The following is a 23,517-nucleotide window of genomic DNA, read 5'->3' as shown; positions in this document are numbered from 1 at the left end:
TGTCAATTCAGTTTATAATTTGTCAGGGCTATTTGACAACAGCCAACTGGTAACAGGTAACTGACAGCAATCAACTACGGTGATACCGCCTGCATCATCAATCCACAGATATAAGCCCCGTAAGTTCCGATCACATAACCAAAAACGGCAAGTAGTACCCCCACCGGTGCCAACGAGGGATGAAATGCACTTGCGATTACCGGAGCTGAAGCCGGTCCGCCAATATTTGCCATACTGCCCACTGCCATAAAAAAGAATGGTGTTTTGGTCAGTTTAGCTACCAGAGCTATGATCAGAATATGGATCATCATCCAAACCAATCCTACGATCAGTACTCCCGGTCGCTCAAAAATTGCCATAATATTCATCTGCATGCCGATTGTAGCAATCAGTACATATAATAAAACACTACCCATTCTTGATGCTCCGGCACCTTCAAGATTTCTTAGTTTCGTAAATGAAAGCAGCATTCCCACGGTTGTTGCAATAATTACCAGCCAGAAAAAGCCGGACGTGAGACTGAATGTGCTTAAATAAGGGGCATTGGCAGTGATCCAGGGTGCAATATTATCGGCACCAAAATGTGCAAGTCCGGTTACTCCGAATGCTATAGCAAGAATCAGAATAATGTCTTCCATTTTAGGAATTCGCATAATACTCAGCTGATACTTCTCAATCTTATCCTTAATATCAGTTACCGACTGATCATCAGCCTTTAAAAATTTGTTTATCTGAATATTCTTTCCGGCCCCGAATAGCAACAGTGCCATCCATAAATAAGAAATGAACACATCAAGAGCTACCATTGCCGAAAACAGATCGGAACTTGGTTTAAATATCTCATACATCGCTGCCTGATTAGCTCCGCCGCCAATCCAGGTACCGGCAACTGTACTCAAGCCCCGCCAAACGGCATCGGCTCCCTCACCTCCTACAATATCAGGAGCAAATAAAGAAACGATCAGAACAGCAGCTGGTCCGCCAAACATAATACTGACAGATGCGGTAATAAACATCAGTCCTGCTTTCTTTCTCAGCTTCCATATCTCTCTCAGATCAAGGCTTAAAGTAAACAATACCAGACTCGCAGGCAGCAAATACCTCGAAGCTATGGTATAAAGACCAGACTCTGTCCCTGAGATAATCCCCATGGAGTTAAGCACTCCAGGAAGAAAATAACATAAAAGTATTGGGGGAATAACAGAATAAACTTTCTTAAAGAAAGGAATATTGGTCTCCGATGACCAAAAAACCAAACCCAAAATACTCATTAAAATTCCTAAAACAACAGCATCATTTGTAATAAGAGAGGTTTGTTCGGTCATATAGCTGGATTTTAACTTATCGGATTAAGCCTCAATTTTAGTAAATTTTAATTATAATTGAACCTTTTAGTTCTGTTTAAAGATCAGACAGAAATATAAAGACCCTTTATAAACAAACCAATCAATTATTAATAAATCTTATGGAATTACAACAAAAGCAGCTCTTCGGGCATCCAAGAGGTCTGTACGTGCTTTTTCTTACAGAAATGTGGGAAAGATTCAGCTATTACGGAATGCGGGCATTACTGGTTCTCTTTCTGGTCTCTTCTGTTAATGGTGAAAATCCGGGTTTTGGGTGGACAAGCAGCGAAGCATTAAAGCTATATGGAATTTATACATTCCTTGTTTACCTCTCCTCTATTCCCGGAGGTATCATAGCCGACAAATATATCGGACAAAAAAAGGCTGTAATATTAGGGGGGCTACTTTTGGTAGCCGGACACAGTATTCTGGCATTTCAATCTCTTTTTACTTTTTATTTAGGTCTTGGATTGATTATTGCCGGAGTTGGCTGCCTGAAACCAAACATTTCAACTATGGTTGGCGGACTTTATCCAAAAGGTGATGATCGCCGCGATAAAGGATTTACAATTTTCTATATCGGTATTAATGTTGGTGCATTTCTTGCAGGTATTATTATCGGATATGTGGGTGAAACAATGGGTTGGCATTATGGATTCGGACTTGCAGGTATCGGTATGGCAGCAGGACTTATCATTTTTCTAACGGGACATAAATACCTGAGGGGTGTTGGAGAAGCTGTTAAAGCCCTATCCACCGAAGAACAGGAACAGCAAAACAAGGCGCTTACTTCTGTTGAAAAGGACAGAGTTAAGGTAATGCTGCTTTCTTTCCTTATGATTATCGTATTCTGGGGCGCATTTGAACAGGCCGGTGGATTAATGAACCTGTATGCTTCTGAAAAAACAAACCGGCTGATTGGATTTCTGAACTTCACGGTGCCTGCAACCTGGTTCCAATCTGTAAATTCATTCTTTATTATTACCCTGGGTATCCCTATTGCCGCTTTCTGGTTTAACTGGAAACAAAAAGGAAAAGAAGCGTCGTCAATTTTCAAGATCGCTATCGGCCTGATTATTATGGGTTGGGGCTTTCTTTTCATGACTGCTGCTTCAGTTCAATTTCAAAACGAAGGTTCTTCAGCTATGACATGGCTAGTGCTTGCCTATATGTTTCATACCATCGGCGAATTATGTGCATCTCCGGTGGCTCTGTCGTATATCACAAAGCTGGCACCTGTAAAATATGCTTCTATTATGATGGGTTTTTTTTTTGCAGCTACCGGACTTGGAAATTACGTAGCCGGATGGGTTGGCGTATGGTCTCAAACTGCAGGTGAGCTTGAAATATTTACCGGAATAGCAATTTTCTGCACTCTTATCGGAGCTATAGTAATTGCCATGCTAAAACCATTGAAAAGACTGGCCCATGGAGCAGAAGACTTTTCTGAGGAAACTATGTCTGATGGAAAATCAGAATAAAATCGGAAAAGAGAGATGCTAAACCCATCTCTCTTTTCGTTTAAAGCCTTATATTCGCAATCATAAATTTTAATACGTGTTATCAGACAGCATTGTCATTATCCCAACCTTCAACGAGAAAGAGAACATTGAAAACATCATCCGAAAAGTTTTCTCACTTCCTGACGTATTCCATATTCTGGTAGTCGACGATGGCTCTCCCGACGGTACTGCAAACATTGTAAAAAGTCTTCAGAATGAGTATGAAGGCATGCTGCACATTGAGGAACGTAAGGGTAAACTCGGATTGGGTACAGCCTATATACATGGCTTTAGATGGGCTCTGGAACGCAGCTATGAATTCATTTTTGAAATGGATGCCGATTTTTCACATAACCCGGATGATTTAATTCGTTTAAAAACTGCCTGTATTGAAGATGCCGACCTGGCCATTGGTTCAAGGTACATCAGGGGGGTTAATGTGGTAAACTGGCCAATGAGCAGGGTACTGATGTCTTATTTTGCATCAGTTTATGTGAGAATAATCACCGGAATTAATATTCAGGATGCCACTGCAGGTTTTAAATGTTATAGAAGAGTAGTTCTTGAAACGATACCTCTTGATAAAATCCGGTTTATAGGATATGCCTTTCAAATTGAAATGAAGTTCACCGCAATTAAGTATGGTTTCAATGTGGTGGAAGTACCCATTATTTTTACTGACCGCACAGAAGGAACATCTAAAATGAGTACCAAAATCTTCAGAGAAGCGTTTCTGGGCGTTATTCAGATCAAGCTGAGCAGTTTCTTCAGAAATTACTCAAGAGTTCGCTAAGATTCAGGATTTAATCACCGAAATCATATATTTACTGTTCAATTTCAATCCAACCGGATTGTTAAAAATAAAAGAAATTCCCAATGAACGAAATTCTTGATCCAGGAGAAGAGAATCTGTCGCCCGTAGAAAGGGAGATCGAAAAGGTTCTGCGTCCGCAGGCATTTGAAGATTTCACCGGACAGCAAAAGATTTTGGAGAATCTTAAGATATTCGTTCAGGCTGCAAAATTACGCGGAGAATCTCTGGATCATGTTTTACTTCATGGCCCTCCCGGACTTGGCAAAACTACCCTGTCTCATATCATTGCAAATGAAATGGGAGTAAATATGCGAATCACTTCAGGGCCGGTTCTGGATAAACCGGGTGATCTTGCCGGACTACTAACCAATCTTGAAGAGGGAGATATTCTTTTTATTGATGAGATTCATCGTTTAAGTCCTCTGGTTGAAGAATACCTTTATTCAGCAATGGAGGATTTCAAGATCGATATCATGCTCGAAACAGGTCCTAATGCCCGTTCAGTTCAGATATCTTTAAATCCGTTTACCCTTGTTGGAGCCACTACCCGTTCAGGATTGCTTACAGCTCCTTTAAGAGCCCGCTTCGGTATAAACAGCCGGCTGGAGTATTATGATGCTAAATTGCTAACTACAATCGTTCTGCGCTCCTCTGAGATCCTGAAGACCAGAATATCTGATGAAGGAGCTTATGAAATTGCCAGAAGAAGTCGCGGAACACCACGTATCGCCAATGCTCTTCTGCGCCGGACAAGAGATTTTGCACAAATAAAAGGTACCGGAGTAATCGATACAGAAATTGCTCAATATGCGCTTAATGCGCTTAATGTAGATGAACATGGTCTTGATGAAATGGACAATAAAATACTCATCACCATCATTGATAAATTCAAAGGTGGGCCTGTGGGACTTAAGACCATTGCAACAGCTGTTGGCGAGGATGAAGGCACCATCGAGGAAGTTTATGAGCCATTTCTGATACAGGAAGGTTATATCATGCGTACTTCAAGAGGGCGCGAATGTACCGAGAACGCCTACAAGCACCTCGGCAGAATTAAATCGGGCGGTAATACCTTGTTTTGATCTGAGTTAAGGTTTATATTTATAATAAATGTAAATCTCATGGATCAGAAAATCATCAATCTTTACGACGAGTATACTCATAAACCACTGAGCAGAAAGCAGTTTATGAACAGACTGATTAAGCTTACCGGCAGTGCGGCCATGGCAGTTTCTGCACTTTCAGTTCTGGAAGTAGGTTATGCGAATGCTGAAACCGTTTCAGAGCAGGACAATGATCTGATTACCGAAGAAATTACCTATGCCGGTGATGGCTGTACCATGAAAGGCTATCTGGCAAAACCCAGGAACAGCGGTAAATTCGGAAGCGTGGTTGTGATCCATGAAAACAGAGGATTAAACCCGCATATTAAAGATATTACGCGCAGGCTTGCAAAGGCCGGCTTTATGGCCATGGCACCCGATGCGCTCTCCCCTTTTGGCGGAACACCGGCAGATACAGATACAGCAAGAGGAATGTTCAGCAAAATCGAAGCGCCAAAGAATCTGAATAACTTTCTGAATGCCCTCGATTATCTTAAATCCAGAAAGGAAAGTAATGGTAAAACAGCCTGTGTAGGTTTCTGCTGGGGAGGCAGAATGACAAATCTGCTTGCGGTAAATTCAGCATCATTGAATGCTGCAGTGGCCTATTACGGCGGTCAGCCGGATGCTGCAGATGTTCCAAAGATCAAAGCCAAATTAATGCTGCATTATGCGGGTTTGGATGAACGTGTTAATGCAGGCATTCCTGCTTATGAAGCAGCACTGAAATCAGCAGGCACCGGTTATCAGTTGTTTATTTATGAAGGTGTACAACATGCTTTTAATAATGATACCGGCGGCGAACGTTACAATGCCGAAGCAGCTAAACTGGCCTGGGAAAGAACACTGGAACTGTTTAACAAAACGATAAAATAAAAATGGCTGCTCAAATGAGCAGCCATTCGGTTTATAATGCTTGGTTAGTATAATGTAAATTCTACTCTTCTGTTTTGCTGGCGACCCTTAGCTGTTTTGTTGCTTGCTATTGGTTGACTTTCGCCATATCCGGTAGCCTCAACTCTTGATGGGTTAACACCCTGACTAACCAGATACGATTTAACTGATTCAGCACGATCTTTTGACAGTTTCATATTTGCAGCATTGCTGCCTACATTATCTGTATGACCCGCTAATTTCAGACTGAAATCTTTAGATTTTAAAAGATCTGCAACTCTGTTCAGACTTGGATATGAAGTTGAGCGGATGGTAGATTTAGCAAAATCAAATTCAAGATTTCGGATTGCTTCAGCAACCACTTTTTTGTCTTCTTCTGTTACAACTACCCGAACAGGATTAACAACTGTTGTTACTTTGATCTCGCAACCGGCCCCATCTACCTGTATTCCCGCAGGAGTATTCGGACATTTATCAAAGTAGTCTGAAACACCATCCTTATCACTATCACTCAGAAAGCGCATTTTTTCTTTATTCATCTCCTCCATGTGCGCAGCATGCCTGGCTCTGTCGGCTTCAAGCATTGCCTGAAGCGAGGCATTTCTGGTAATATAATCATCCTGTAATGCAGCAACCGGATTATATGAAGATAGCTGAGTTTTTGATTTAGGTCCTAAAGCGAATTCAAGTCCGATATGTGAATAAGAGAATTTATCATTCTGAGGACCGGAACGATAACCGTCAAGATTGTCTCCGTCTACAAAATTCATCGTATAACCTAAATCCAGATTCACTGAATTGGATAAACTGAATTTTAAACCAAGACCTACCGGCAAATACGCTTCTTCTACATTTTCACCTGCATTGAACTTAGTCTGAACTCCTGATTGATCCTTTAAGGTTACTTTGTAACCCATCAATCCATAGCCGGCGGTCATGTATGGTCTCACTACGTTTTCACGATTCATCCAATAAATATTTGCCAGAGTTAAATTTGCGCTCAGGCTTGCTGCATAAGAGACTTTGGTTTCAAAAGAATCATACTGACTCACAGGCGCCATTCCGTTACCCCAGTCCCTACTGTTATCCGCTTTAAGCTTTCCGGCTAAAAAATCTGCCTGAATTCCTAATGCAGGTAATATTTGATTTTTAATGGTTGCTCCATATCCAATATCGGCCTTCCAATTCGTAAAATCATTCTTTCCGCTGATAACCGTTGGAGCAAGTATCCCGCCATTGATACCAAAAGACCATGTATTGAATGAGGATGATGGCGGGAACAGTTTAGGACGCTCCGGCTTTTCCTGAGCATCTGCTCCGGCAGTGGCCATTAAGCCAAATGCCAGGACTGAAAATTTCAGATAATGTGCTTTCATAGTTTTTCGATTAATTTGAGAAGTAATCGCAAATGCTATACCATAAAGAAAAATACCTGCTTTAACATCTTTAAATGCCCACGCCGACAGAAGAACCACGTTTACTTATTTTCTATCTTTGGACTAAATAATGGTCAACAGGGCAAAATATTCTAAATTCATTAAAACGGAAGCTTCTAAACTAGGCTTCCGGTTTTGTGGTATCTCAAAAGCAGGATTTCTGGAGGAAGAAGCTCCGAAGCTGGAAAACTGGTTAAAAAATGGCTTTCAGGGTGAAATGAGCTATATGGAGAATCATTTTGACAAAAGACTCGACCCCAGAATACTTGTTGAAGGAGCCAAATCGATCATATCATTATCTCTCAATTACTATACTGATCAAAAACAGGAAGACCCCACAGCACCCAAATTAAGTCAGTATGCCTTTGGAACCGACTATCATTTTGTGATCAAAGACAAGCTTAAACTGCTTATGGAAGTCATCCGGGAAGAAATTGGAGAGGTAACCGGACGTGCTTTTGTTGATTCAGCTCCGGTTATGGATAAGGTATGGGCAAAGAAATCAGGACTAGGCTGGGTTGGAAAACACAGTAACCTGATTAATAAAAATGCAGGATCGTTCTTCTTTCTGGCCGAACTGATCCTGGATCTGGACCTTGAATATGATGTAAATCCATCGAAAGATCATTGCGGTACATGCACCCGATGTATTGATGCCTGCCCAACCGAAGCAATTGTAGCCCCCTATATAGTAGATGGAAGCCGTTGTATCTCCTATCTTACGATTGAACTGAAGAATGAGCTGCCAACAGAGTTCAGAGGGAAAATGGATAACTGGATGTTTGGTTGTGACGTTTGTCAGGATGTTTGTCCCTGGAATAAATTTTCTGTACTAAATACAGAACAGAATTTCAGTCCGAATGAAGCTATTCTCGGACTTAAACATTCAGACTGGCAGGAACTTACGGAAGAAACATTTAATAAGGTGTTCAAAAACTCAGCGGTTAAAAGAACTAAATTCAAAGGTCTGAAGAGAAATATTGATTTTCTGAAATCTATATAACAAATTTCTTTTCCTGCAGAATTTCAGGATACTCAGCAATTCATCACATTTATCACCTATCCCATCACATTTATTAGCATTGCATATCTGACAGAACTATCATTGTGCTATAATTTATTACAGCAATTGGTAAACAAAAATACTGAAATGAAAAATTTAATAAAAAACCCTTCTGATATTAACCGGATTGAATACTGGGCGGCAAGTACGATGTTCGTCTTCTCCATATTCTTTCTGGTGTCGGGGGCTATAAACAATAGCTGGCAGCCCGGACAAGATGAGTTCAAAGAAGCCCATCAGCAATATTCCTACTTCAGCAACCACTTTCTGCCGATGATATGCCGGTATTTTACGTTTTATATCAGCTATTGCCTGCTTACGTTCTTGATTGTACCTCCTCTCAGCCGAAAAGAGAATATTACCCTGAATATCCTGTTCACATTATTCATATTTTATCTGATTAGTGTGGTCCTTGCCACCACGGATACCTGGATTCAGGGATATCTTTTCAGCAAATATTCAGAGGCTGAGCTTTATTCAAAACTCTTTCAGGAAAGTGCCATTTATGCATTCTGGCTAATGATGATGTTTTCTTTGTATACAATTATTAAATTTTTCGCGATTTATCTGCTCGAAAATTCAGAACTGATCCAGTCTCAGTACAGAGTAATCACCCGCGATGGAATCTATGCATTCATACTATGGATGATCAGCTTATTTCTGTTGCTGATCGGACAAATTGATGCGGACGTTATGATGGTAATCGCAGCCTGTTCTCTTACCGGGATAGCTTTATACTGCTACTCCATGTATGCTATTTTACCTGATATTTACAAAAAATCGCGACCATTCTGGACTTATCTAAAAACATTTTTTAAGATCTCATTATTAAGTACCGTACCGATTTTTGGCGTCCTGATAGTTTTGTTACCTAACCAACATAAAGAAATAGCCGTGGTTGCCAGCCTGTTCAATATCGGATTTCAATTATTGCTGACTGCACCGCTTTCCTGGTATGTTTACAAATACAGAACCACTGTTGATTATGAGATCAAGGGACTTCAAACAGCACTAGGCCGTTCCAATGCCGATCTGAATTTCCTTCGAAACCAGATCAATCCTCATTTTTTATTCAATGTTTTGAATACCCTTTATGGCACAGCATTGCAGGAAAAAGCAGAAAGAACTTCTGAAGGCATTCAAAGACTCGGCGATATGATGCGTTTTATGCTTCGTGAGAATCTGCAGGAAAAAATATCTCTGACGAGAGAAATTGAATACCTGAATAATTATATAAGTCTTCAAACTTTACGCACGCAATCTTCACCTGATATACAAATCCATACAGAAATTGAAGATCATACGGGTATCCTGCAAATTGCTCCTATGCTGCTCATCCCTTTTGTAGAAAATGCATTCAAGCATGGTATCAGCCTGAAAGAGCCGTCAAGTATCAGGATAAGCCTTGTTACTAAAGAAAAGACCTTGTATTTTGATGTTTCAAACAGCATCCATGCCAAGGCGTTAAATGATCCGGAAAAAGACAATAATGGGATAGGTTTAAATAATGTGCAGCAAAGACTCCGGCTTTTATACCCGGGCAAGCATGAATTATCGATCCGTGAAAGCGGAAAAGAGTTTTTCATTCACCTGACCATTCAACTGGATTAACCATTCAGACCATGGAAAAGCGAATATGCATACTGATCTTTAGCGTGTTATTTACCTCCTGCTATAATAATTCATGGACTGAATCTTACCCAAAGGCAAACCATAAAACAGACGCAATCATCCTGAACGAGTCTTTTGGTGATACCAGACATTTTATAACAGATCACGATTGCCATATCATCAAAGAATGGCTTGACCGAAAGAGCTTCGTACATTTTATAAAAAAACATATTGCAGCAATCCGGACAATCGACAATGTCATTGAAAAAATTCATTTAAATGATACATTTATACCATGATAGCCATTGCATTAGATGATGAACCCTTAGCTCTGGAAGTAGTTCGCAGCCATGCTTCAAAGGTTCCATTTCTGAATCTGAAAGCCGAATTTACAGATGCTTTTAAAGCAATGGAATATATTCAGAAAGAGAATGTCGATCTGATATTTCTGGACATCAAAATGCCGGATATTTCAGGGATTGACTTTATGAACAGCCTGAACAAAAAACCCATGGTTATTTTCACTACGGCATACTCTGAGCATGCCGTAACCAGCTTTGAACTGGATGCAATCGATTATCTGCTTAAACCATTTTCGTTAAGCAGATTTATTAAAGGCTGCAATAAAGCTTACGAACTCTATCAGTTGAGAAATAAGACCGGAAATACTGATTTTATCTTTCTTAAAACCGGTTACGAACAGGAAAAAGTACTTTTCTCAGACATTTTATACCTTGAAGCGGCTGGAAACTATGTCAATTTTGTATTGAAGGATAAAAGTCTGCTTTCACGCATGACATTTTCAGAACTTGAGATCATACTGCCTAAAGACAAATTTATAAGAACCCACCGTTCCTATATGGCAGCCATTCCTGCCATCCAAAAAATCGAACGGCACCAGATTCATATACAGGATTATGTAATCCCTGTAAGTGAATCCTATATGTCTAATCTGAATGAATTAGATAAACGATGAGTTCATTGTAAACTGAAAGGCAAATTCATCAGTTTAAAATCAATTACTTCCCAAATTTCATCTTTAACTGCTCCAAATGATCTGTTGTGATGGGTTTAGCTTCTTCTTTAGAGCTTTTTTGAGCAGTTTGTTCAGGTCTTTGGGCGGAGGGTGCAGTCTGTCTGTCTGTTCTCAGCTGTTCCTTTTTAGCATTAAAACGGTTCCATATTTTTTCAAGACAGCGCTTGGTATAGAGAGGAAAATCACCATTCAGCATCCAGTTATAATAACTTGGTTCTGACTGAAATACATCTTCAACAGCCCTTCCTTTATGCTTACCAAAATTGATAACCTCAACCCCATTTTCATCATAAACCATTCTGGCAGCAAAATCTACCGGTTTATTCAGATTGGTAAACTTATGCAGTGCTTCAATATTATTCTGAACAGGCTTGCTGATCAGACCTTTCTTATCTTCCCATTCCTGATCCTCATACTTTTCTATCTGGGCCTTCAGAACCTCGTAAGTTGCTTTAATATCAGCCTCCGCTGAATGTGCATTTTCAATTACCTTACCGCAATAGAACTGATACGCTGCCTTCAGGGTACGCTGCTCCATCTGATGAAAAATATTCTGAACATCAACAAAATGACGGTTATCAATGTCAAAGTCAATACCGGCTCTGAGAAATTCCTCCATTAAGACAGGAATATCAAAGCGGTTTGAATTATATCCTGCCAGATCAGAATTATCCAGAAATCTGGCCAGTTCCTCTCCTGCCTGTTTAAATGTTGGTGCATGTTTGATATCCTCATCATAGATTCCGTGAATCAATGATGACTCTAGCGGGATTGGGATACCGGGATTGATTCGCATGGTTTTAATCTGCTCAGTACCATCAGGCATTGCCTTCAGAATAGAGATTTCCACAATACGATCGGTTGCAACATTTACACCGGTTGTTTCAAGATCAAAAAAAGCAAGCGGACGTTTCAGGTTTAATTTCATGCGATTAACTAAAGATTATTATACCGGCAATAATACCCAGTACCATGATCAGATACATCAGTATTTCTGTAGTGGCAAAACGTTTATATTTTATCCAGAATGTATAGTCGCCTTTTTTCTTGCTCATAAATATCCCCGGGATTAATTATGAGGCTAAAATTACTGATTAAAACAGATAATCCATGAATGAATTGAGGCTACGGTTTGATACTTCCTGCCCTGCTAAAATATTTATAATACCATGGATCTTTTAAGTCGCTGATTATAACCCCTTTAGAGGTAGAGGCGTGAACAAATTTATTATTATGCAGATACACCCCAACATGACTGTATTTTTGTCCCTCAAAATCAAAAAATACCAGATCTCCTTCCTTCAGTTCCTGCTCATATTTCCGCTTCACTTCCTCTGCCATTGACTTAGCGGTTCGGGTAAGCGACCTGCCATAAACGTCCTTTTCAAGCAAATATGCAAACCCTGAGCAGTCAATTCCTTTTTTATCCATGCCCCCTAAACGATGCGGAACCCCCATCCAGCTGTCTATAAAACTATAAAGCTTCTCATTTACAAGGTCTTTCTCATTTACATTCAATAAAGCTGCATAACGCTCTGTCAGGCTTCCCTGACTTACAGATTTAGCTTTGGAAGCATCAGTGAGTATTTTTTTGCTTTTACAGGATGTGTACAAGCATAAAAGAAGCCCTAAGACGATTAGCAAATTCCCTGATCTGTGCATAATCTAAGTTCATCTTTATAAAAGCAAAAACAAAGCAGGCATTTTGCACAGCTGTGAATAAATAAAGTACCAAAAAAGTCAAAATCTGGCATATCCAAATTTTTCCAGATCTGTTACAGAATTTGTTAAATGTAGTTTTCTATCATTCAATATGTAAATTCTATCAGCTATCTCAGTAATATCTCTGAACATATGATCAGAGACAATAAAGCCCTTATTTTCTTTTTCCTGAATAAGCAACTTTTTAATTCTTTCAATCTGCATGGGACTGATATGGGTAAAAGGCTCATCAAGCAGGGCAAATTGGGATTTTGATTTAATAATAACATAAAGCTCAATCAGACGTCTTTCTCCTCCAGAGAATTCTGAAATTTTCAATTTAGATTTTGAAATAAATTCAGGAAAATACGTTTCAAACTCAGAAATCTTTAAACAGAAATCTTTAAAAACTCTCAATAATGTAAGGAATGAAGGAATAAAATTAAACTGTGGCAGGTATACTAAAAGATCTGATCGTCCGGTCAGTTTAAAAACAGTTTTTCCGTCAAACCGAACAGATTTGCTTTCTGCTTTTAAAGTACCGGAAATGATTTTCATCAGACAGGATTTCCCTTGTCCGTTTCTACCTAAAAGACCAACAATCTTTCCAGTTTCAGCCTTTAAATAGATATCAGAGAGAATCACCCTTCCTGAAAAATTCAAACTAACACTATCAACTTCCAGTAAATGTTTCATCTCAGATGATAGGCGCCCCAAATTAAAGTCAGAAATAAAACAAAATCAAATACAAAGCTGCCGGTCCATAAAGCAGTCTTTGATAAACCAAGGTTTTGGTAGTAGAAATATTCATTTTCCCTGTAACTATTTATGAATATTCTGATAAATCCCATCGAAATAAGTTTAAACCAGAAAACAATAACCAAAAAAGACATTCCACCTATCCTCAAAATGCCTGCAGAAAGTAAAGAAATGACAATACTTGAGATACTGTAGGTATTGTAAAAAGTAAATGTTAAACGAATGTATCTTATCATTAAATCTTAAGATTTGAAACAAATTAGTTAAACTTATTCAACCTGCAGGACATTTGAACCTGATATCAAAAAGGGATAAATATTGGTTTTATACCTCCATTTATCCCTGCAAAGCTTATATAAAAAAGATTATCAACTGTAAGTCCTATCATGAGAGCGTATTTCATTCCACTCATTGGTTGGCGCGAAATAGCTCTTATCAGTTGATTTCAGGTGCTGTTTCAGCACATCTTCATTCAATTCAATACCTAATCCCGGAGAATTAAGCGGCACAATGGCAAAACCCTTTTCGATCATTTTCTTACCATCTGTTGTTTTTACCAGGTCTTCCCACCATGGAATATCTACAGAATGATGCTCAAGAGCCAGGAAATTCTGCGTGGCGGCAGCACAATGCACACTTGCCATGAAAGAGACCGGTGTTCCGGCCTGGTGCATAGCCATAGCAATACCATATTCTTCAGCATAATCTCCAATTCGTTTAGTTTCCAGTAAACCACCCGATGAAGCAAGATCAGGATGAATAATATCAACGGCTCTTGCATGAATCAGAGGTTTGAAATCTTTCAGAAGATACATATCCTCCCCTGTGGTGGTAGGCGTTTCCAGAGCATCCGAAATTGTTTTCCATTGCTCGGTGTAAGTCCATGGCACCATATCTTCAAACCAGGCCAGTCTGTACTTATCTAAAGCTTTACCCAAACGAATACTATTATTTAAATCAAAATGTCCGTAATGATCTGTAGATATCGGAGTGTCATAACCCACCATATTCCGCACATTATCAACGATCTGGCTTAATTCTTCGAGGCCTTTTTCAGTGATCTGAACCTGCGTAAAGGGATGTGCTGTATTTGCATACGACATCGGATTGGTCATATCTCCCCATTGCGCAAGATCTCCGGCAGGATTTTGCCAGAACTTTGAATTCACTGTGGTTCCCGGCTTTCCCTTTAATTCATTGATGGAAATATCCATTTTCAACCAGGTATAACCTTGCTCCTGAATACGGTATCTGATCAGCTTTTCCTGTTCTGCAGGTGTTCCTGCTTCGGGAGTATCAGCATATAACCTTACCTTATCCCGGTATCTTCCTCCAAGTAATTGCCAGGCAGGCACGCCATAAGCCTTACCGCAAAGATCCCATAATGCCATTTCAACTGCACAAACACCTCCGGCCTGACGGGCAGGACCGCCAAACTGCTTAATGATCTTGAAGATCATTTCCACATTACATGGATTTCTTCCCAGAATACGGCTTTTAAGCATCAAAGCATAACGCGCATCTGCAGCATCCCTAACCTCTCCAAGGCCATAAATACCCTGATTAGTATCAATCTTAATGATTGCCGTACCTCCCATTACATTGGTCAGGCAGTACCTCATATCTGTAATCTTCAAATCTGATGGATTGGAAGAACGTCTTACATTCTGCGTAGTTTGAGCAATGGTATCTTCAACTGACAGACTCATCAGTCCACCCAGGGCGATTCCTCCCAGAGCTGTCTTCTTCAGAAAATCTCTCCGGTTTGTTCCGGTCTCCGGACTATCGATTTCAGCCTGTCTTGCAGCAGAATAGGCCTTTTCTTCTTCCCGGCTTTTTTCAACTAATTGTTTTAAAGTACTTTTCATATAATTGATGTCTGAATTTTAAAATCAATGTTTCTGCCCCAGATATTTATCCAGTTGTTCAGGAGTATACATGGTTTTCTTTGGATATTTTGCCAGCCATGCCCTGAACTCATTTTTAATAACATCTGCCCAGTCGCCATGAATTTCTCCTGAAGGATATTTACCCTGTTTGAGCAAAACCCTCTCAAATTCATCGCGTAAACCGGTTAATTCATTGGCCCTGACTAAATCCTCAACAAGGTGCGCCGGAATAAATACTACCCCGTATTCATTGGCAAATGCCACATCACCCGGAAATACTGTCACTTCCCCTATGCGTACCGGTGCATTTATGGATGTAGGGGTCATGTCTTTAATGTAGGAAGGATCGTGCCCCTTTACCCAGGCATTAAATCCCTGAGTATCTTTAAGTTCCTGCATATCCCTGATTGACCCATAAAAAATAACCCCCTTACCTGTTTTGGCATAAATTGAGTTGCCCAAACTCGATCCGATCAGTGTTCCGTCTTTAACTTTACCAAATCCGTCGGCAACATATACATCACCTTTGGTCAGGATATCAATCGGCCAGATATTATTTCCACCCCGCTGAGAACGTCCCTCCCTTCTTCCCTGTGCTTTCACTAATGTATCCAGATCAGGCCTCGAAGGCATAAACTGCGCAGTCAGAACACGTCCAACCATAGTCTGTCCGGGTTTAAGAATTACCCAGTTCTTCTCTACCTGATTCCGGTAGCCTTTACCGTACAGATAACCCCAAATCTGTTCAAGAGTATTGTACTCCAATCGCTCCAGAAGAAAATCGGGCACTTTGGGCCGGCCATCTGCAAAACGTTCGCCCTTCCACAGGGAGGTCATTTCTCTAATATATTCGGGAGATGAGCCTAATCGCTGAGCATTTACACAGAGCCCGCTTGCAAGAAATAAAAGAATAAACAACGTTTTTTTGTACATAATTCTGAATTCAAATGATAGAAAAGGAAATTATTACCACCAATTATGCAATAACAGTTCTCCAGGATTCATTTAACATGATATCTAATTTATCAATTAAAATGCAGGAACAAAATGATAAAAAAGGGATAATGCAAAAGAAAACCGGTTCTGATCAGATTTGGCAAAAGCCAGATCAAATTACAGATCCTGAACAAGAAATAAATCAGTAAAAATCTAGGTTTTGATCACACGCTGAATCTCATCGAGCTTCATCAGGGCTTCAACAGGCGTTAAGGTATTTACATCCAGATTATTCAGCATATCCCTGATCTTAACCAGAACAGGGTCGTCAATAGAGAACATCTGAAGCTGATAAGCCTGTTTCTGAACTTTTTTCAGACTGTCTTTAATATCCTCGCCACCGGTACGCTCCTGCTCCAGGCGCTTCAGGATCTCATTGGCACGCCCAATAAGCTTTGAAGGCATCCCGGCCATCTTGGCGACATGGATACCGAAACTATGCTCGCTCCCTCCGGGTACCAGTTTTCGCAGGAAGATCACCTTATTTCCAACTTCCTTAACTGAAACGTTATAATTTCTGATCCTGTTGAATGAATTAGTAAGTTCATTCAATTCATGATAATGGGTTGCAAACAGGGTTTTTGCTCTGGCCGCCGGATGATTATGAAGATATTCAGCAATAGACCAGGCAATAGAAATACCGTCATAAGTACTGGTACCTCTTCCAATCTCATCCATCAATATCAGGCTTCTGGCAGATAAATTATTCAGAATACTGGCTGTTTCGTTCATCTCAACCATAAAGGTTGATTCGCCTGAAGTAAGGTTATCTGAGGCTCCTACACGGGTAAATATCTTATCTACCAGTCCGATCTGAGCCTCTTTAGCCGGGACAAAACAACCCATCTGAGCCATCAGCACGATCAATCCTGTTTGCCGCAATAATGCCGATTTTCCCGACATATTCGGACCAGTTATAATAATGATCTGCTGGCTGTCGCTATCCAGAAAAACATCATTTGTGATGTACTCTTCTCCGGGAGGAAGGTTTTTTTCAATAACAGGATGTCTGCCACCTTTTATATCAATGATGCTGCTATCATCAATCAATGGTTTGACATAGTAATTCTTTATTGCAAGGTTGGCAAAATTCAGTAAAACATCAAGCTGTGCAACCATTTGAGCATTGAGCTGTATAGGTTTAATGAATTCAGAAAGTGCAAAAGTCAGCTCATTATACAAGCGCGACTCAAGCACCTGAATCTTTTCTTCAGCGCCCAGAATCTGCTCCTCATATTCTTTCAGTTCAGGTGTAATATAACGCTCGGCATTTACCAATGTCTGTTTGCGGAGCCATTCGGCAGGAACTTTATCTTTATGTGTGTGGGTAACCTCCAGATAATACCCGAATACATTGTTAAACGCTACTTTAAGTGATGGAATACCAGTTATCTCAGCCTCACGCTTTTGAATTTCAAGCAGGTAACCCTTGCCGCCGAATGCAATTTTTCTTAAACGGTCGAGCTCTTCATCAACACCATCAGCAATTACTCCACCCTTAATAATCATCACCGGAGGATCCGGGTTTAATTCCCTTTCAATCTTTTCCCTGATCAGCAGACAGGGATTAAGCTGTTCTGAAATGGCCTGCAACGCATAATTTTCTGAATTTCGGCACAACTCCTTCAAATTGGAAATGGCATATAAAGCTCGCTTAAGCTGGATAACTTCACGGGGATTGGCCTTCTGCAGGCCGATCTTGGAGATCAGTCTTTCCAGATCTCCGATTTGCCTGAGTTCATGAAGTAATTTTTCACGCAGTTCTTCCTGATTGACCAGAAATTCAACCACGTCAAGACGTTCTTTGATCGGTTTCAGTTCCTTCAATGGCATAATGATCCACCTGCGAAGCAAACGTGCACCCATCGGAGAACAGGTTTTATCAAGAACGTCAACCAGACTCACCGCATTCTCATTTGCAGAACCTATCAGCTCAAGGTTGCGGATCGTGAAGCGGTCGAGCCACATATAGCGATCTTCTTCAATTCTCGATACTGAAGATATATGCTGCAAATTACGATGTTCTGTTTCATTCAGATAGTGCAGAGCAACACCTGCGGCAGTTACCGCCAGGGACAGTTTATCAATACCAAAACCTTTTAACGATTTAACATCAAAATGCTTAAGCATAAACTCAGCAGCATAATCACCGCTGTATATCCACTCATCGAGCTGATAAGTATAAAACCTGTCGCCGAAGGTTTCTGTAAAATCGCGGTTTCTGCTTTTCTGAAAAATTACTTCGCTTGGCTTAAAGCTCTGCAATAATTTATCAATGTAATCGGAATTCCCCTGCGCAACCAGAAACTCACCTGTTGAGATATCCAGAAATGCCACCCCAATTGAATTCTTTTCAAAATAAAGGGATGCCAGATAATTATTGGTATTCTGCTGAATGATGTTATCACTATAGGAAACACCGGGAGTTATAAGCTCGGTAACCCCCCTTTTTACGATCGTCTTGGTTGCTTTAGGGTCCTCCAGCTGATCACAAATAGCAACCCTCTGACCTGCTCTAACCAATTTAGGCAAATAAGTTTCAAGAGAATGGTGAGGAAATCCGGCGAGTTCTGTATTCGTACCCGAGCTACTTCCCCGTTTTGTAAGTACAATTCCCAAAATCCCTGCGGCTTTCACCGCATCCTGTCCGAAGGTCTCATAAAAGTCACCTACGCGAAATAATAACAATGCCCCTGGGTATTTCGCCTTAATGGCGTTGTACTGCTGCATTAAAGGTGTTTCCTTCTGTTCGTTCTTCTTCGACAAGTTAGCTCAATTAATAAAGGGATAAAGTTAATGGATTGCTTAGTTATTAGAAGATTTGTGGAAAACTGACTAATGTTGGAAAAGTCAGAAGTATTTTATCTTTTACCGAAGTGTAATTATACCTGTTTCCTGTCGTCTAAAATCCGGAATATCAATCAATATAAAGTTAAATCTATCTTTGCTTCGTGTTTGCAAGTTCTGTCAATATTTATAGAAAGGCCTATTCAGGACTAAGTAAAGAAAACTGGTATCTGTCGCTGGTAATGCTTTTAAACCGGAGCGGTACCATGGTAGTACCCTTTCTAACAATTTATTGCACACAAAAACTAAATTTCAGCATTGTTCAGGCCGGGATGATCATGTCGGTATTCGGCCTTGGATCAGTATTTGGAGCATTTATCGGGGGAAAGATCACCGATAAAATTGGCTTTTATTACCTCCAGGTTGGAGCCTTGCTAAGCGGTGGCCTCATGTTCATACTGATCGGATTTCTGGAATCATTTCTGAGTTTGGCTTTGGGAACATTCATACTAAGCATGTGTAATGAATCTTTCAGACCAGCAAACTCAACGGCAGTGGCCTATTACAGCAATGAGAATACGCGTACAAGATCCTATTCTTTAAACAGGCTCGCAGTAAACCTGGGGTGGTCATTCGGAGGTGCTTTAGGCGGCTTTATAGCCTCCTTTGATTATCATTTACTATTTATTCTGGATGGCAGCACGAATATACTTTCAGCTTTATTGCTTATTAAACTGTTACCAGCAGTAAAAAAGCAAAAGACAGAAAAACATGAAGATGAAAAACCTGTTATCCGCTCTGCATATCGTGATAAACTTTATCTTGTCTTTATCCTGCTTACCACTTTGTTTGCTTCCTGTTTCTTCCAGTTTTTCACATTGCAGACCGTTTTCTTCAAATCTGAATGGCATTTATCCGAACAATTCATCGGAGGATTAATGGCGATGAATGGATTAATCATTGTGGGTACTGAAATGATCATCGTCAGCAATCTTGAAGGCCGTAAGCCTCCTTTATTCCTTATCGGTACCGGAGTAATTATTGCTGCAGTCAGCTATGCATTTCTTAACCTGATGCCTGCGGCGGCATGGGTAGCCCTGATATCCATCATTTTAATCACGATTGGAGAAATGCTGTCTATGCCTTTCATGAACACGTTCTGGATCAGCCGGTCTGAAGAAAATAACAGAGGAGAATATGCAGGTTTATATACAATCGCATGGTCTGTAGCCCAGATCATCGGCCCGATATACGGAGCCTTCCTGATCGATTACGGAGGTTATTCTCTGTTCTGGTGGGTTATGACCGGAATTTGTATCTTAACTTCTGCAGGATTTTTCATCATCAATAATCTGAACCGGATCAGGGAATGGCGCAAAAATCAATACGCCTCCGCCTCTTAAACCGCACTGATCTGATAAGATGTTTTATGTCTGTAAAGCTCTCCGGGGCGAAGAATAGTAGATGGGAAGCCCGGAATATTTACAGCATTGGCATGATGCTGGGTTTCAAAACAAAATCCGGTGAAGGCTGAATACTCCTGACCGTATTTTGCGCCCTTAACATTAAGGTATTTCCCGGTATAAAAATGAACAGTAGGCTCATCGGTAAAAACCTCCAGCATTATTCCGTTCTGATCTGAGATTGCAGTCGCTGCCTTTCCCCAGGTAGCATAATCTTTATTGATAAGAAAAGACTGATCATACCCTTCTGAGGGGCCCTGATCTGCACTGATCTTTTTTGACTTCCTGAAATCATATTGAGTTCCTTCAACAGGCAGGAGTTCACCGTTTGCTACATAATCTGCATCCTGACCCAGATAAAAATCTGAGAATATCTCTACCCTATGATCTATTATTGAAGCACCTCCATTGAGATTAAAATAATCGTGATGTGTAAGATTAAATGGGGTAGCTTTATCAGAACTGGCCTCCGTATAAATTGTAAGCACATTCCTGTCATTCAATTCAAAACAAACATTAACAGTCAGATTTCCCGGAAAACCTTCCTCACCATCAGGACTCAGGTATGACATCTGAACCCTTTTGAAAGGAACATTCTCTTCAGAAACCGGACTCCATACCTTTTTGTCAAAACCCTCAAAACCCCCATGAAGCTGGTGAGGCGGCAAATTGGAAGAAACCTGATAAGACTCGCCGTCAATCTCAAACGAAGCATTCCCTATACGATTGGCAAATCGCCCTACCATAGCACCGAGGTAAGCCGGATTTCCATTCAGATAGGTCTCCATTTTGTCATAGCCCAACACAATATCTGTTGGAATGCCATCCCTGTCAGGCACATTAAAAGAGCGAACAATTGCCCCAAGATTACTGACAGTAACTTCAACGCCCCAGATATTTCTCAGTGTGTAGAGATAAACATCCTGAGCATTATGCTGAAATAATACTTCTGATTTAAAATTGTCCATCGTGAAAATTGAATTGATGTATAACTGGGGGAGCGAAAATTAGTTAAATTCTTTAATAAAATCCAAAAAATAAAAAGTCTTAAGCCTGAAGAAGCTATTTTTGAAAATGCGAAAATTAAAAACTGAGGAACTGGGACGAGTAGGAATTGAAGAGTTCAAAAAACAGGAAAAATTACCTATTGTAGTGATACTCGACAATGTCAGGAGCATGCATAATATCGGCTCCATTTTTCGTACTTCAGATGGATTTGCCATTGAAAAGATCTGTTTATGCGGAATTACTGCACAGCCACCACATCGTGAGATCGAAAAGACTGCGCTTGGAGCAACAAATTCTATTGAATGGCTCTATTATGAAGACACCTGTGCAGCAATCAGGGATCTGAAAGAATCAGGATATACAATAATTGCCATTGAACAGGCAGAAAATAGTACTATGCTCAATGATTTCATGCCCGACAGGGCCGGAAAATATGCCATGATCTTTGGAAATGAAGTAAACGGAGTTAGTGATGAAGCCATGAAAATGATCGATCTGTGTATTGAGATCCCTCAGTTTGGCACCAAACATTCATTCAATATCGTTGTTTCGGCAGGGATCGTATTATGGGACTTTTTTGCGAAACTAAAATTTTAAATTTCTGAGATGGCCGGTAGTATCCTTTCAAAAAAATTATTACTGAAAGCCGGAAGCAGGGTTTTGCTGATCAATAATCCGGCAAACTATATTTCATTAACCGATCCTCTTGCCAGAGAAATAGAATTCAGTAATGAAGCAAACGGAAGCTTCAACTCCATCCACCTTTTCGTTTTGGATAAATCATCCCTGAAGTCGGAATTAAAAAGACTGAGTCCTTTTTTCAAACCGGATACAATACTGTGGGTGATGTACCCTAAAAAGTCATCGAAAATTACTTCAGACCTCAGCATGAACAATATATGGTCTGAACTTGCTGAATTCAATCTTAGTCCGGTAGCTTCTGCAGCTATTGATGAAACATGGACAGCCATCAGGCTTAAACCAAAAGAGCTTGTAAAAAGAAGCAGCATAAGTAAATCAGCAATCAGGAAGAATGATCTGAGTGAGTGTATCAATACAGATAAACGCACAATCACTCTGCCTGATTATCTGCTTAAAGTTCTTAGCACAAAGGCATTAGATTTTTTCAATACACTGTCGTATACAAACAAAAAAGAATATGCTGTCTGGATTTTAACTGCAAAACAGGAAAAGACCAGAAATGAACGTATCCTCAAAATGGAAGAAAAATTAAGTACCGGCAGAAAGAACCCAACAGAAAAATAAAATGAAGATTCTCAATATACAAAGCGCAGATATCGACATCTTAAATCAATTACAACCCGCGGGATGGGAAGATATACGTCCCTATTTTTATTATTATATCTCTTCCCCCTGCTGTGATACGATAAAGATTTGTGATGGCAAACAGATCGCTGCAGTTGGAACCACGATCCGGCATCCGGATACTGCCTGGCTTGCACATGTAATTGTACATCCGGATTTCAGAAATCAGGGTCTCGGGCAAAAACTGACTTCAGAACTTGTGGACCGCGCACATGCAAAAAAGATCAGAACTGTATATCTGGATGCAACTGATATGGGGTTTCCGGTATACAAAAAGCTTGGTTTTGAAACAGAAATCGAATACGTTCATCTGGATGGCGAACTGATTAATCAGAATCTGAATAATCCTGCTGCGGTGATTCCTTTTCAGGAAAAATATCGTGAAGACATCCTGAAACTGGATAAAAACACTTCGGGCGAAAACAGAGAACGCATCTTAAATGATCGTTTAAATGGCTCGCTGATGTATTTAAAAGAAAATCAACTTGCCGGAGTTTATTTTCCGAATTTTTTTGAAAATGCCATCATGGCAAATGATGCTGAAGCCGGTACAGAGCTGATGAAGTTACGGATGAGAGTAAAAAACAAGTTCAGATTCCCCATCAGCAATAAAGACGGAATGGATTTCCTCATTCAAAATGCTTATCAGCAAATAAGAACTTCAAGGAAAATGATTCTCGGCCCCACAAGAGAGTGGAACGGAGAATTTAATTACAACAGAATCAGCGGAGGATTAGGATAAAAAAATACCCTGAACAGTAAGCTATTCAGGGTATAAAATTA

Annotated in this window: 24 protein-coding genes; 13 read left to right on the top strand and 11 right to left on the bottom strand. The window is 40.2% G+C overall.

Translation table 11 applies throughout. The features are described 5' to 3' along the window. Positions 1-74: 74 nt before the first annotated feature. Positions 75-1,325, bottom strand: coding sequence for a DUF819 family protein (locus P2W72_RS11755; protein WP_276362598.1), 1,251 nt, complete (start codon positions 1,323-1,325; stop codon positions 75-77). A 140-nt stretch (positions 1,326-1,465) separates the two neighbouring features. On the opposite strand from P2W72_RS11755, the gene P2W72_RS11750 reads away from it, so the two are divergent. From P2W72_RS11750 to P2W72_RS11735, 4 genes are all read left to right on the top strand, one after another. Next, positions 1,466-2,827 carry a peptide MFS transporter gene (locus P2W72_RS11750; protein ID WP_276362595.1) on the top strand — a complete coding sequence of 454 codons (1,362 nt, stop codon included), beginning with the start codon at positions 1,466-1,468 and terminating at the stop codon, positions 2,825-2,827. 76 nt (positions 2,828-2,903) lie between these two features. Beyond that, positions 2,904-3,641, top strand: a complete 738-nt coding sequence (locus tag P2W72_RS11745; protein ID WP_276362593.1) for a polyprenol monophosphomannose synthase — start codon at positions 2,904-2,906, stop codon at positions 3,639-3,641. 83 nt (positions 3,642-3,724) lie between these two features. Beyond that, the gene (gene ruvB / locus P2W72_RS11740) at positions 3,725-4,744 is read left to right on the top strand and encodes a Holliday junction branch migration DNA helicase RuvB (RefSeq protein ID WP_276362589.1); all 1,020 of its coding nucleotides are present in this window, start codon (positions 3,725-3,727) and stop codon (positions 4,742-4,744) included. Positions 4,745-4,783: 39 nt separating this feature from the next. Then, the gene (locus tag P2W72_RS11735; protein WP_276362586.1) at positions 4,784-5,641 is read left to right on the top strand and encodes a dienelactone hydrolase family protein; all 858 of its coding nucleotides are present in this window, start codon (positions 4,784-4,786) and stop codon (positions 5,639-5,641) included. 44 nt (positions 5,642-5,685) lie between these two features. Here P2W72_RS11735 and P2W72_RS11730 read toward each other — a convergent pair whose 3' ends face one another. Further along, positions 5,686-7,035: an OmpA family protein gene (locus tag P2W72_RS11730; protein WP_276362584.1), complete on the bottom strand. Its 1,350-nt coding sequence runs from the start codon at positions 7,033-7,035 to the stop codon at positions 5,686-5,688. Positions 7,036-7,165: 130 nt separating this feature from the next. Between P2W72_RS11730 and queG the strand changes: the two genes are divergently transcribed. The 4 genes from queG (at position 7,166) to P2W72_RS11710 (ending at position 10,745) form a co-directional block, all read left to right on the top strand. Beyond that, a complete protein-coding gene (gene queG, locus P2W72_RS11725; RefSeq protein ID WP_276362583.1) occupies positions 7,166-8,098 on the top strand; it encodes a tRNA epoxyqueuosine(34) reductase QueG in 933 nt (310 codons plus the stop codon). A 147-nt stretch (positions 8,099-8,245) separates the two neighbouring features. After that, positions 8,246-9,769, top strand: a complete 1,524-nt coding sequence (locus P2W72_RS11720) for a histidine kinase (protein WP_276362582.1) — start codon at positions 8,246-8,248, stop codon at positions 9,767-9,769. 11 nt (positions 9,770-9,780) lie between these two features. After that, complete coding sequence (locus tag P2W72_RS11715; protein WP_276362581.1) at positions 9,781-10,068, top strand: hypothetical protein; 288 nt, start codon at positions 9,781-9,783, stop codon at positions 10,066-10,068. Beyond that, on the top strand, positions 10,065-10,745 hold the full coding sequence (locus P2W72_RS11710) for a LytTR family DNA-binding domain-containing protein (RefSeq protein WP_276362580.1): 681 nt from the start codon (positions 10,065-10,067) through the stop codon (positions 10,743-10,745). Before P2W72_RS11715 ends, P2W72_RS11710 begins: the two co-directional genes overlap by 4 nt. A 43-nt stretch (positions 10,746-10,788) precedes the next feature. On the opposite strand, the gene P2W72_RS11705 is transcribed toward P2W72_RS11710, so the two are convergent. The 7 genes from P2W72_RS11705 to P2W72_RS11675 form a co-directional block, all read right to left on the bottom strand. After that, positions 10,789-11,733, bottom strand: a complete 945-nt coding sequence (locus tag P2W72_RS11705; RefSeq protein ID WP_276362579.1) for a 3'-5' exonuclease — start codon at positions 11,731-11,733, stop codon at positions 10,789-10,791. A gap of 4 nt (positions 11,734-11,737) precedes the next feature. Further along, a complete protein-coding gene (locus P2W72_RS11700; protein ID WP_276362578.1) occupies positions 11,738-11,860 on the bottom strand; it encodes a hypothetical protein in 123 nt (40 codons plus the stop codon). Between the two features lie 70 nt (positions 11,861-11,930). Beyond that, positions 11,931-12,419 (bottom strand): NlpC/P60 family protein, encoded by a 489-nt coding sequence (locus tag P2W72_RS11695; RefSeq protein WP_276362577.1) that lies wholly within the window; start codon positions 12,417-12,419, stop codon positions 11,931-11,933. 126 nt (positions 12,420-12,545) lie between these two features. After that, entirely contained in the window at positions 12,546-13,202 is a 657-nt protein-coding gene (locus P2W72_RS11690) for an ATP-binding cassette domain-containing protein (RefSeq protein WP_276362574.1), read from the bottom strand. Then, the gene (locus P2W72_RS11685) at positions 13,199-13,501 is read right to left on the bottom strand and encodes a hypothetical protein (RefSeq protein WP_276362571.1); all 303 of its coding nucleotides are present in this window, start codon (positions 13,499-13,501) and stop codon (positions 13,199-13,201) included. Before P2W72_RS11685 ends, P2W72_RS11690 begins: the two co-directional genes overlap by 4 nt. Positions 13,502-13,633: 132 nt before the next feature. Then, the gene (locus P2W72_RS11680; protein WP_276362569.1) at positions 13,634-15,133 is read right to left on the bottom strand and encodes a mandelate racemase/muconate lactonizing enzyme family protein; all 1,500 of its coding nucleotides are present in this window, start codon (positions 15,131-15,133) and stop codon (positions 13,634-13,636) included. 24 nt (positions 15,134-15,157) lie between these two features. After that, on the bottom strand, positions 15,158-16,087 hold the full coding sequence (locus P2W72_RS11675) for an RraA family protein (RefSeq protein WP_276362566.1): 930 nt from the start codon (positions 16,085-16,087) through the stop codon (positions 15,158-15,160). A 14-nt stretch (positions 16,088-16,101) separates the two neighbouring features. Between P2W72_RS11675 and P2W72_RS11670 the strand changes: the two genes are divergently transcribed. Beyond that, entirely contained in the window at positions 16,102-16,299 is a 198-nt protein-coding gene (locus P2W72_RS11670; RefSeq protein WP_276362563.1) for a hypothetical protein, read from the top strand. A 4-nt stretch (positions 16,300-16,303) separates the two neighbouring features. Here the strand turns inward: P2W72_RS11670 and mutS are convergent, their stop codons facing one another. After that, the gene (mutS, locus tag P2W72_RS11665; protein ID WP_276362688.1) at positions 16,304-18,880 is read right to left on the bottom strand and encodes a DNA mismatch repair protein MutS; all 2,577 of its coding nucleotides are present in this window, start codon (positions 18,878-18,880) and stop codon (positions 16,304-16,306) included. Between the two features lie 221 nt (positions 18,881-19,101). Between mutS and P2W72_RS11660 the strand changes: the two genes are divergently transcribed. Next, positions 19,102-20,340: an MFS transporter gene (locus tag P2W72_RS11660; protein WP_276362560.1), complete on the top strand. Its 1,239-nt coding sequence runs from the start codon at positions 19,102-19,104 to the stop codon at positions 20,338-20,340. Here P2W72_RS11660 and P2W72_RS11655 read toward each other — a convergent pair. Then, on the bottom strand, positions 20,337-21,368 hold the full coding sequence (locus P2W72_RS11655) for an aldose epimerase family protein (protein ID WP_276362557.1): 1,032 nt from the start codon (positions 21,366-21,368) through the stop codon (positions 20,337-20,339). The two genes, P2W72_RS11660 and P2W72_RS11655, sit on opposite strands and share 4 nt — an antisense overlap. A 106-nt stretch (positions 21,369-21,474) precedes the next feature. Here P2W72_RS11655 and P2W72_RS11650 point away from each other — a divergent pair, with 106 nt between their 5' ends. Genes P2W72_RS11650 through P2W72_RS11640 form a run of 3 tightly spaced genes read left to right on the top strand, consistent with a single transcriptional unit; the run spans position 21,475 to position 23,476 of the window. Further along, complete coding sequence (locus tag P2W72_RS11650) at positions 21,475-22,005, top strand: RNA methyltransferase (RefSeq protein WP_276362553.1); 531 nt, start codon at positions 21,475-21,477, stop codon at positions 22,003-22,005. A gap of 9 nt (positions 22,006-22,014) precedes the next feature. After that, positions 22,015-22,674: a YdeI/OmpD-associated family protein gene (locus P2W72_RS11645; RefSeq protein WP_276362551.1), complete on the top strand. Its 660-nt coding sequence runs from the start codon at positions 22,015-22,017 to the stop codon at positions 22,672-22,674. A gap of 1 nt (position 22,675) precedes the next feature. Beyond that, a complete protein-coding gene (locus P2W72_RS11640) occupies positions 22,676-23,476 on the top strand; it encodes a GNAT family N-acetyltransferase (RefSeq protein WP_276362548.1) in 801 nt (266 codons plus the stop codon). Positions 23,477-23,517 lie beyond the last annotated feature (41 nt).

The organism is Daejeonella sp. H1SJ63, assembly GCF_029360775.1.
Classification (GTDB): Bacteria; Bacteroidota; Bacteroidia; order Sphingobacteriales; family Sphingobacteriaceae; genus Daejeonella.
Note: the sequence above shows the minus strand (reverse complement) of the source record. Positions and strands in the feature narration are given on the sequence as shown.

Coding starts and splice junctions, on each gene's coding strand:
- mutS (WP_276362688.1), bottom strand. CDS start 18,880: ATGCAGCAGTACAACGCCATTAAGGCGAAATACCCAGGGGCATTGTTA.
- P2W72_RS11675 (WP_276362566.1), bottom strand. CDS start 16,087: ATGTACAAAAAAACGTTGTTTATTCTTTTATTTCTTGCAAGCGGGCTC.
- P2W72_RS11750 (WP_276362595.1), top strand. CDS start 1,466: ATGGAATTACAACAAAAGCAGCTCTTCGGGCATCCAAGAGGTCTGTAC.
- P2W72_RS11755 (WP_276362598.1), bottom strand. CDS start 1,325: ATGACCGAACAAACCTCTCTTATTACAAATGATGCTGTTGTTTTAGGA.
- P2W72_RS11735 (WP_276362586.1), top strand. CDS start 4,784: ATGGATCAGAAAATCATCAATCTTTACGACGAGTATACTCATAAACCA.
- P2W72_RS11710 (WP_276362580.1), top strand. CDS start 10,065: ATGATAGCCATTGCATTAGATGATGAACCCTTAGCTCTGGAAGTAGTT.
- P2W72_RS11720 (WP_276362582.1), top strand. CDS start 8,246: ATGAAAAATTTAATAAAAAACCCTTCTGATATTAACCGGATTGAATAC.
- P2W72_RS11715 (WP_276362581.1), top strand. CDS start 9,781: ATGGAAAAGCGAATATGCATACTGATCTTTAGCGTGTTATTTACCTCC.
- P2W72_RS11645 (WP_276362551.1), top strand. CDS start 22,015: ATGGCCGGTAGTATCCTTTCAAAAAAATTATTACTGAAAGCCGGAAGC.
- P2W72_RS11680 (WP_276362569.1), bottom strand. CDS start 15,133: ATGAAAAGTACTTTAAAACAATTAGTTGAAAAAAGCCGGGAAGAAGAA.
- P2W72_RS11705 (WP_276362579.1), bottom strand. CDS start 11,733: ATGAAATTAAACCTGAAACGTCCGCTTGCTTTTTTTGATCTTGAAACA.
- P2W72_RS11685 (WP_276362571.1), bottom strand. CDS start 13,501: ATGATAAGATACATTCGTTTAACATTTACTTTTTACAATACCTACAGT.
- P2W72_RS11640 (WP_276362548.1), top strand. CDS start 22,676: ATGAAGATTCTCAATATACAAAGCGCAGATATCGACATCTTAAATCAA.
- P2W72_RS11700 (WP_276362578.1), bottom strand. CDS start 11,860: ATGAGCAAGAAAAAAGGCGACTATACATTCTGGATAAAATATAAACGT.
- queG (WP_276362583.1), top strand. CDS start 7,166: ATGGTCAACAGGGCAAAATATTCTAAATTCATTAAAACGGAAGCTTCT.
- P2W72_RS11730 (WP_276362584.1), bottom strand. CDS start 7,035: ATGAAAGCACATTATCTGAAATTTTCAGTCCTGGCATTTGGCTTAATG.
- P2W72_RS11690 (WP_276362574.1), bottom strand. CDS start 13,202: ATGAAACATTTACTGGAAGTTGATAGTGTTAGTTTGAATTTTTCAGGA.
- P2W72_RS11670 (WP_276362563.1), top strand. CDS start 16,102: ATGATAGAAAAGGAAATTATTACCACCAATTATGCAATAACAGTTCTC.
- P2W72_RS11655 (WP_276362557.1), bottom strand. CDS start 21,368: ATGGACAATTTTAAATCAGAAGTATTATTTCAGCATAATGCTCAGGAT.
- ruvB (WP_276362589.1), top strand. CDS start 3,725: ATGAACGAAATTCTTGATCCAGGAGAAGAGAATCTGTCGCCCGTAGAA.
- P2W72_RS11650 (WP_276362553.1), top strand. CDS start 21,475: ATGCGAAAATTAAAAACTGAGGAACTGGGACGAGTAGGAATTGAAGAG.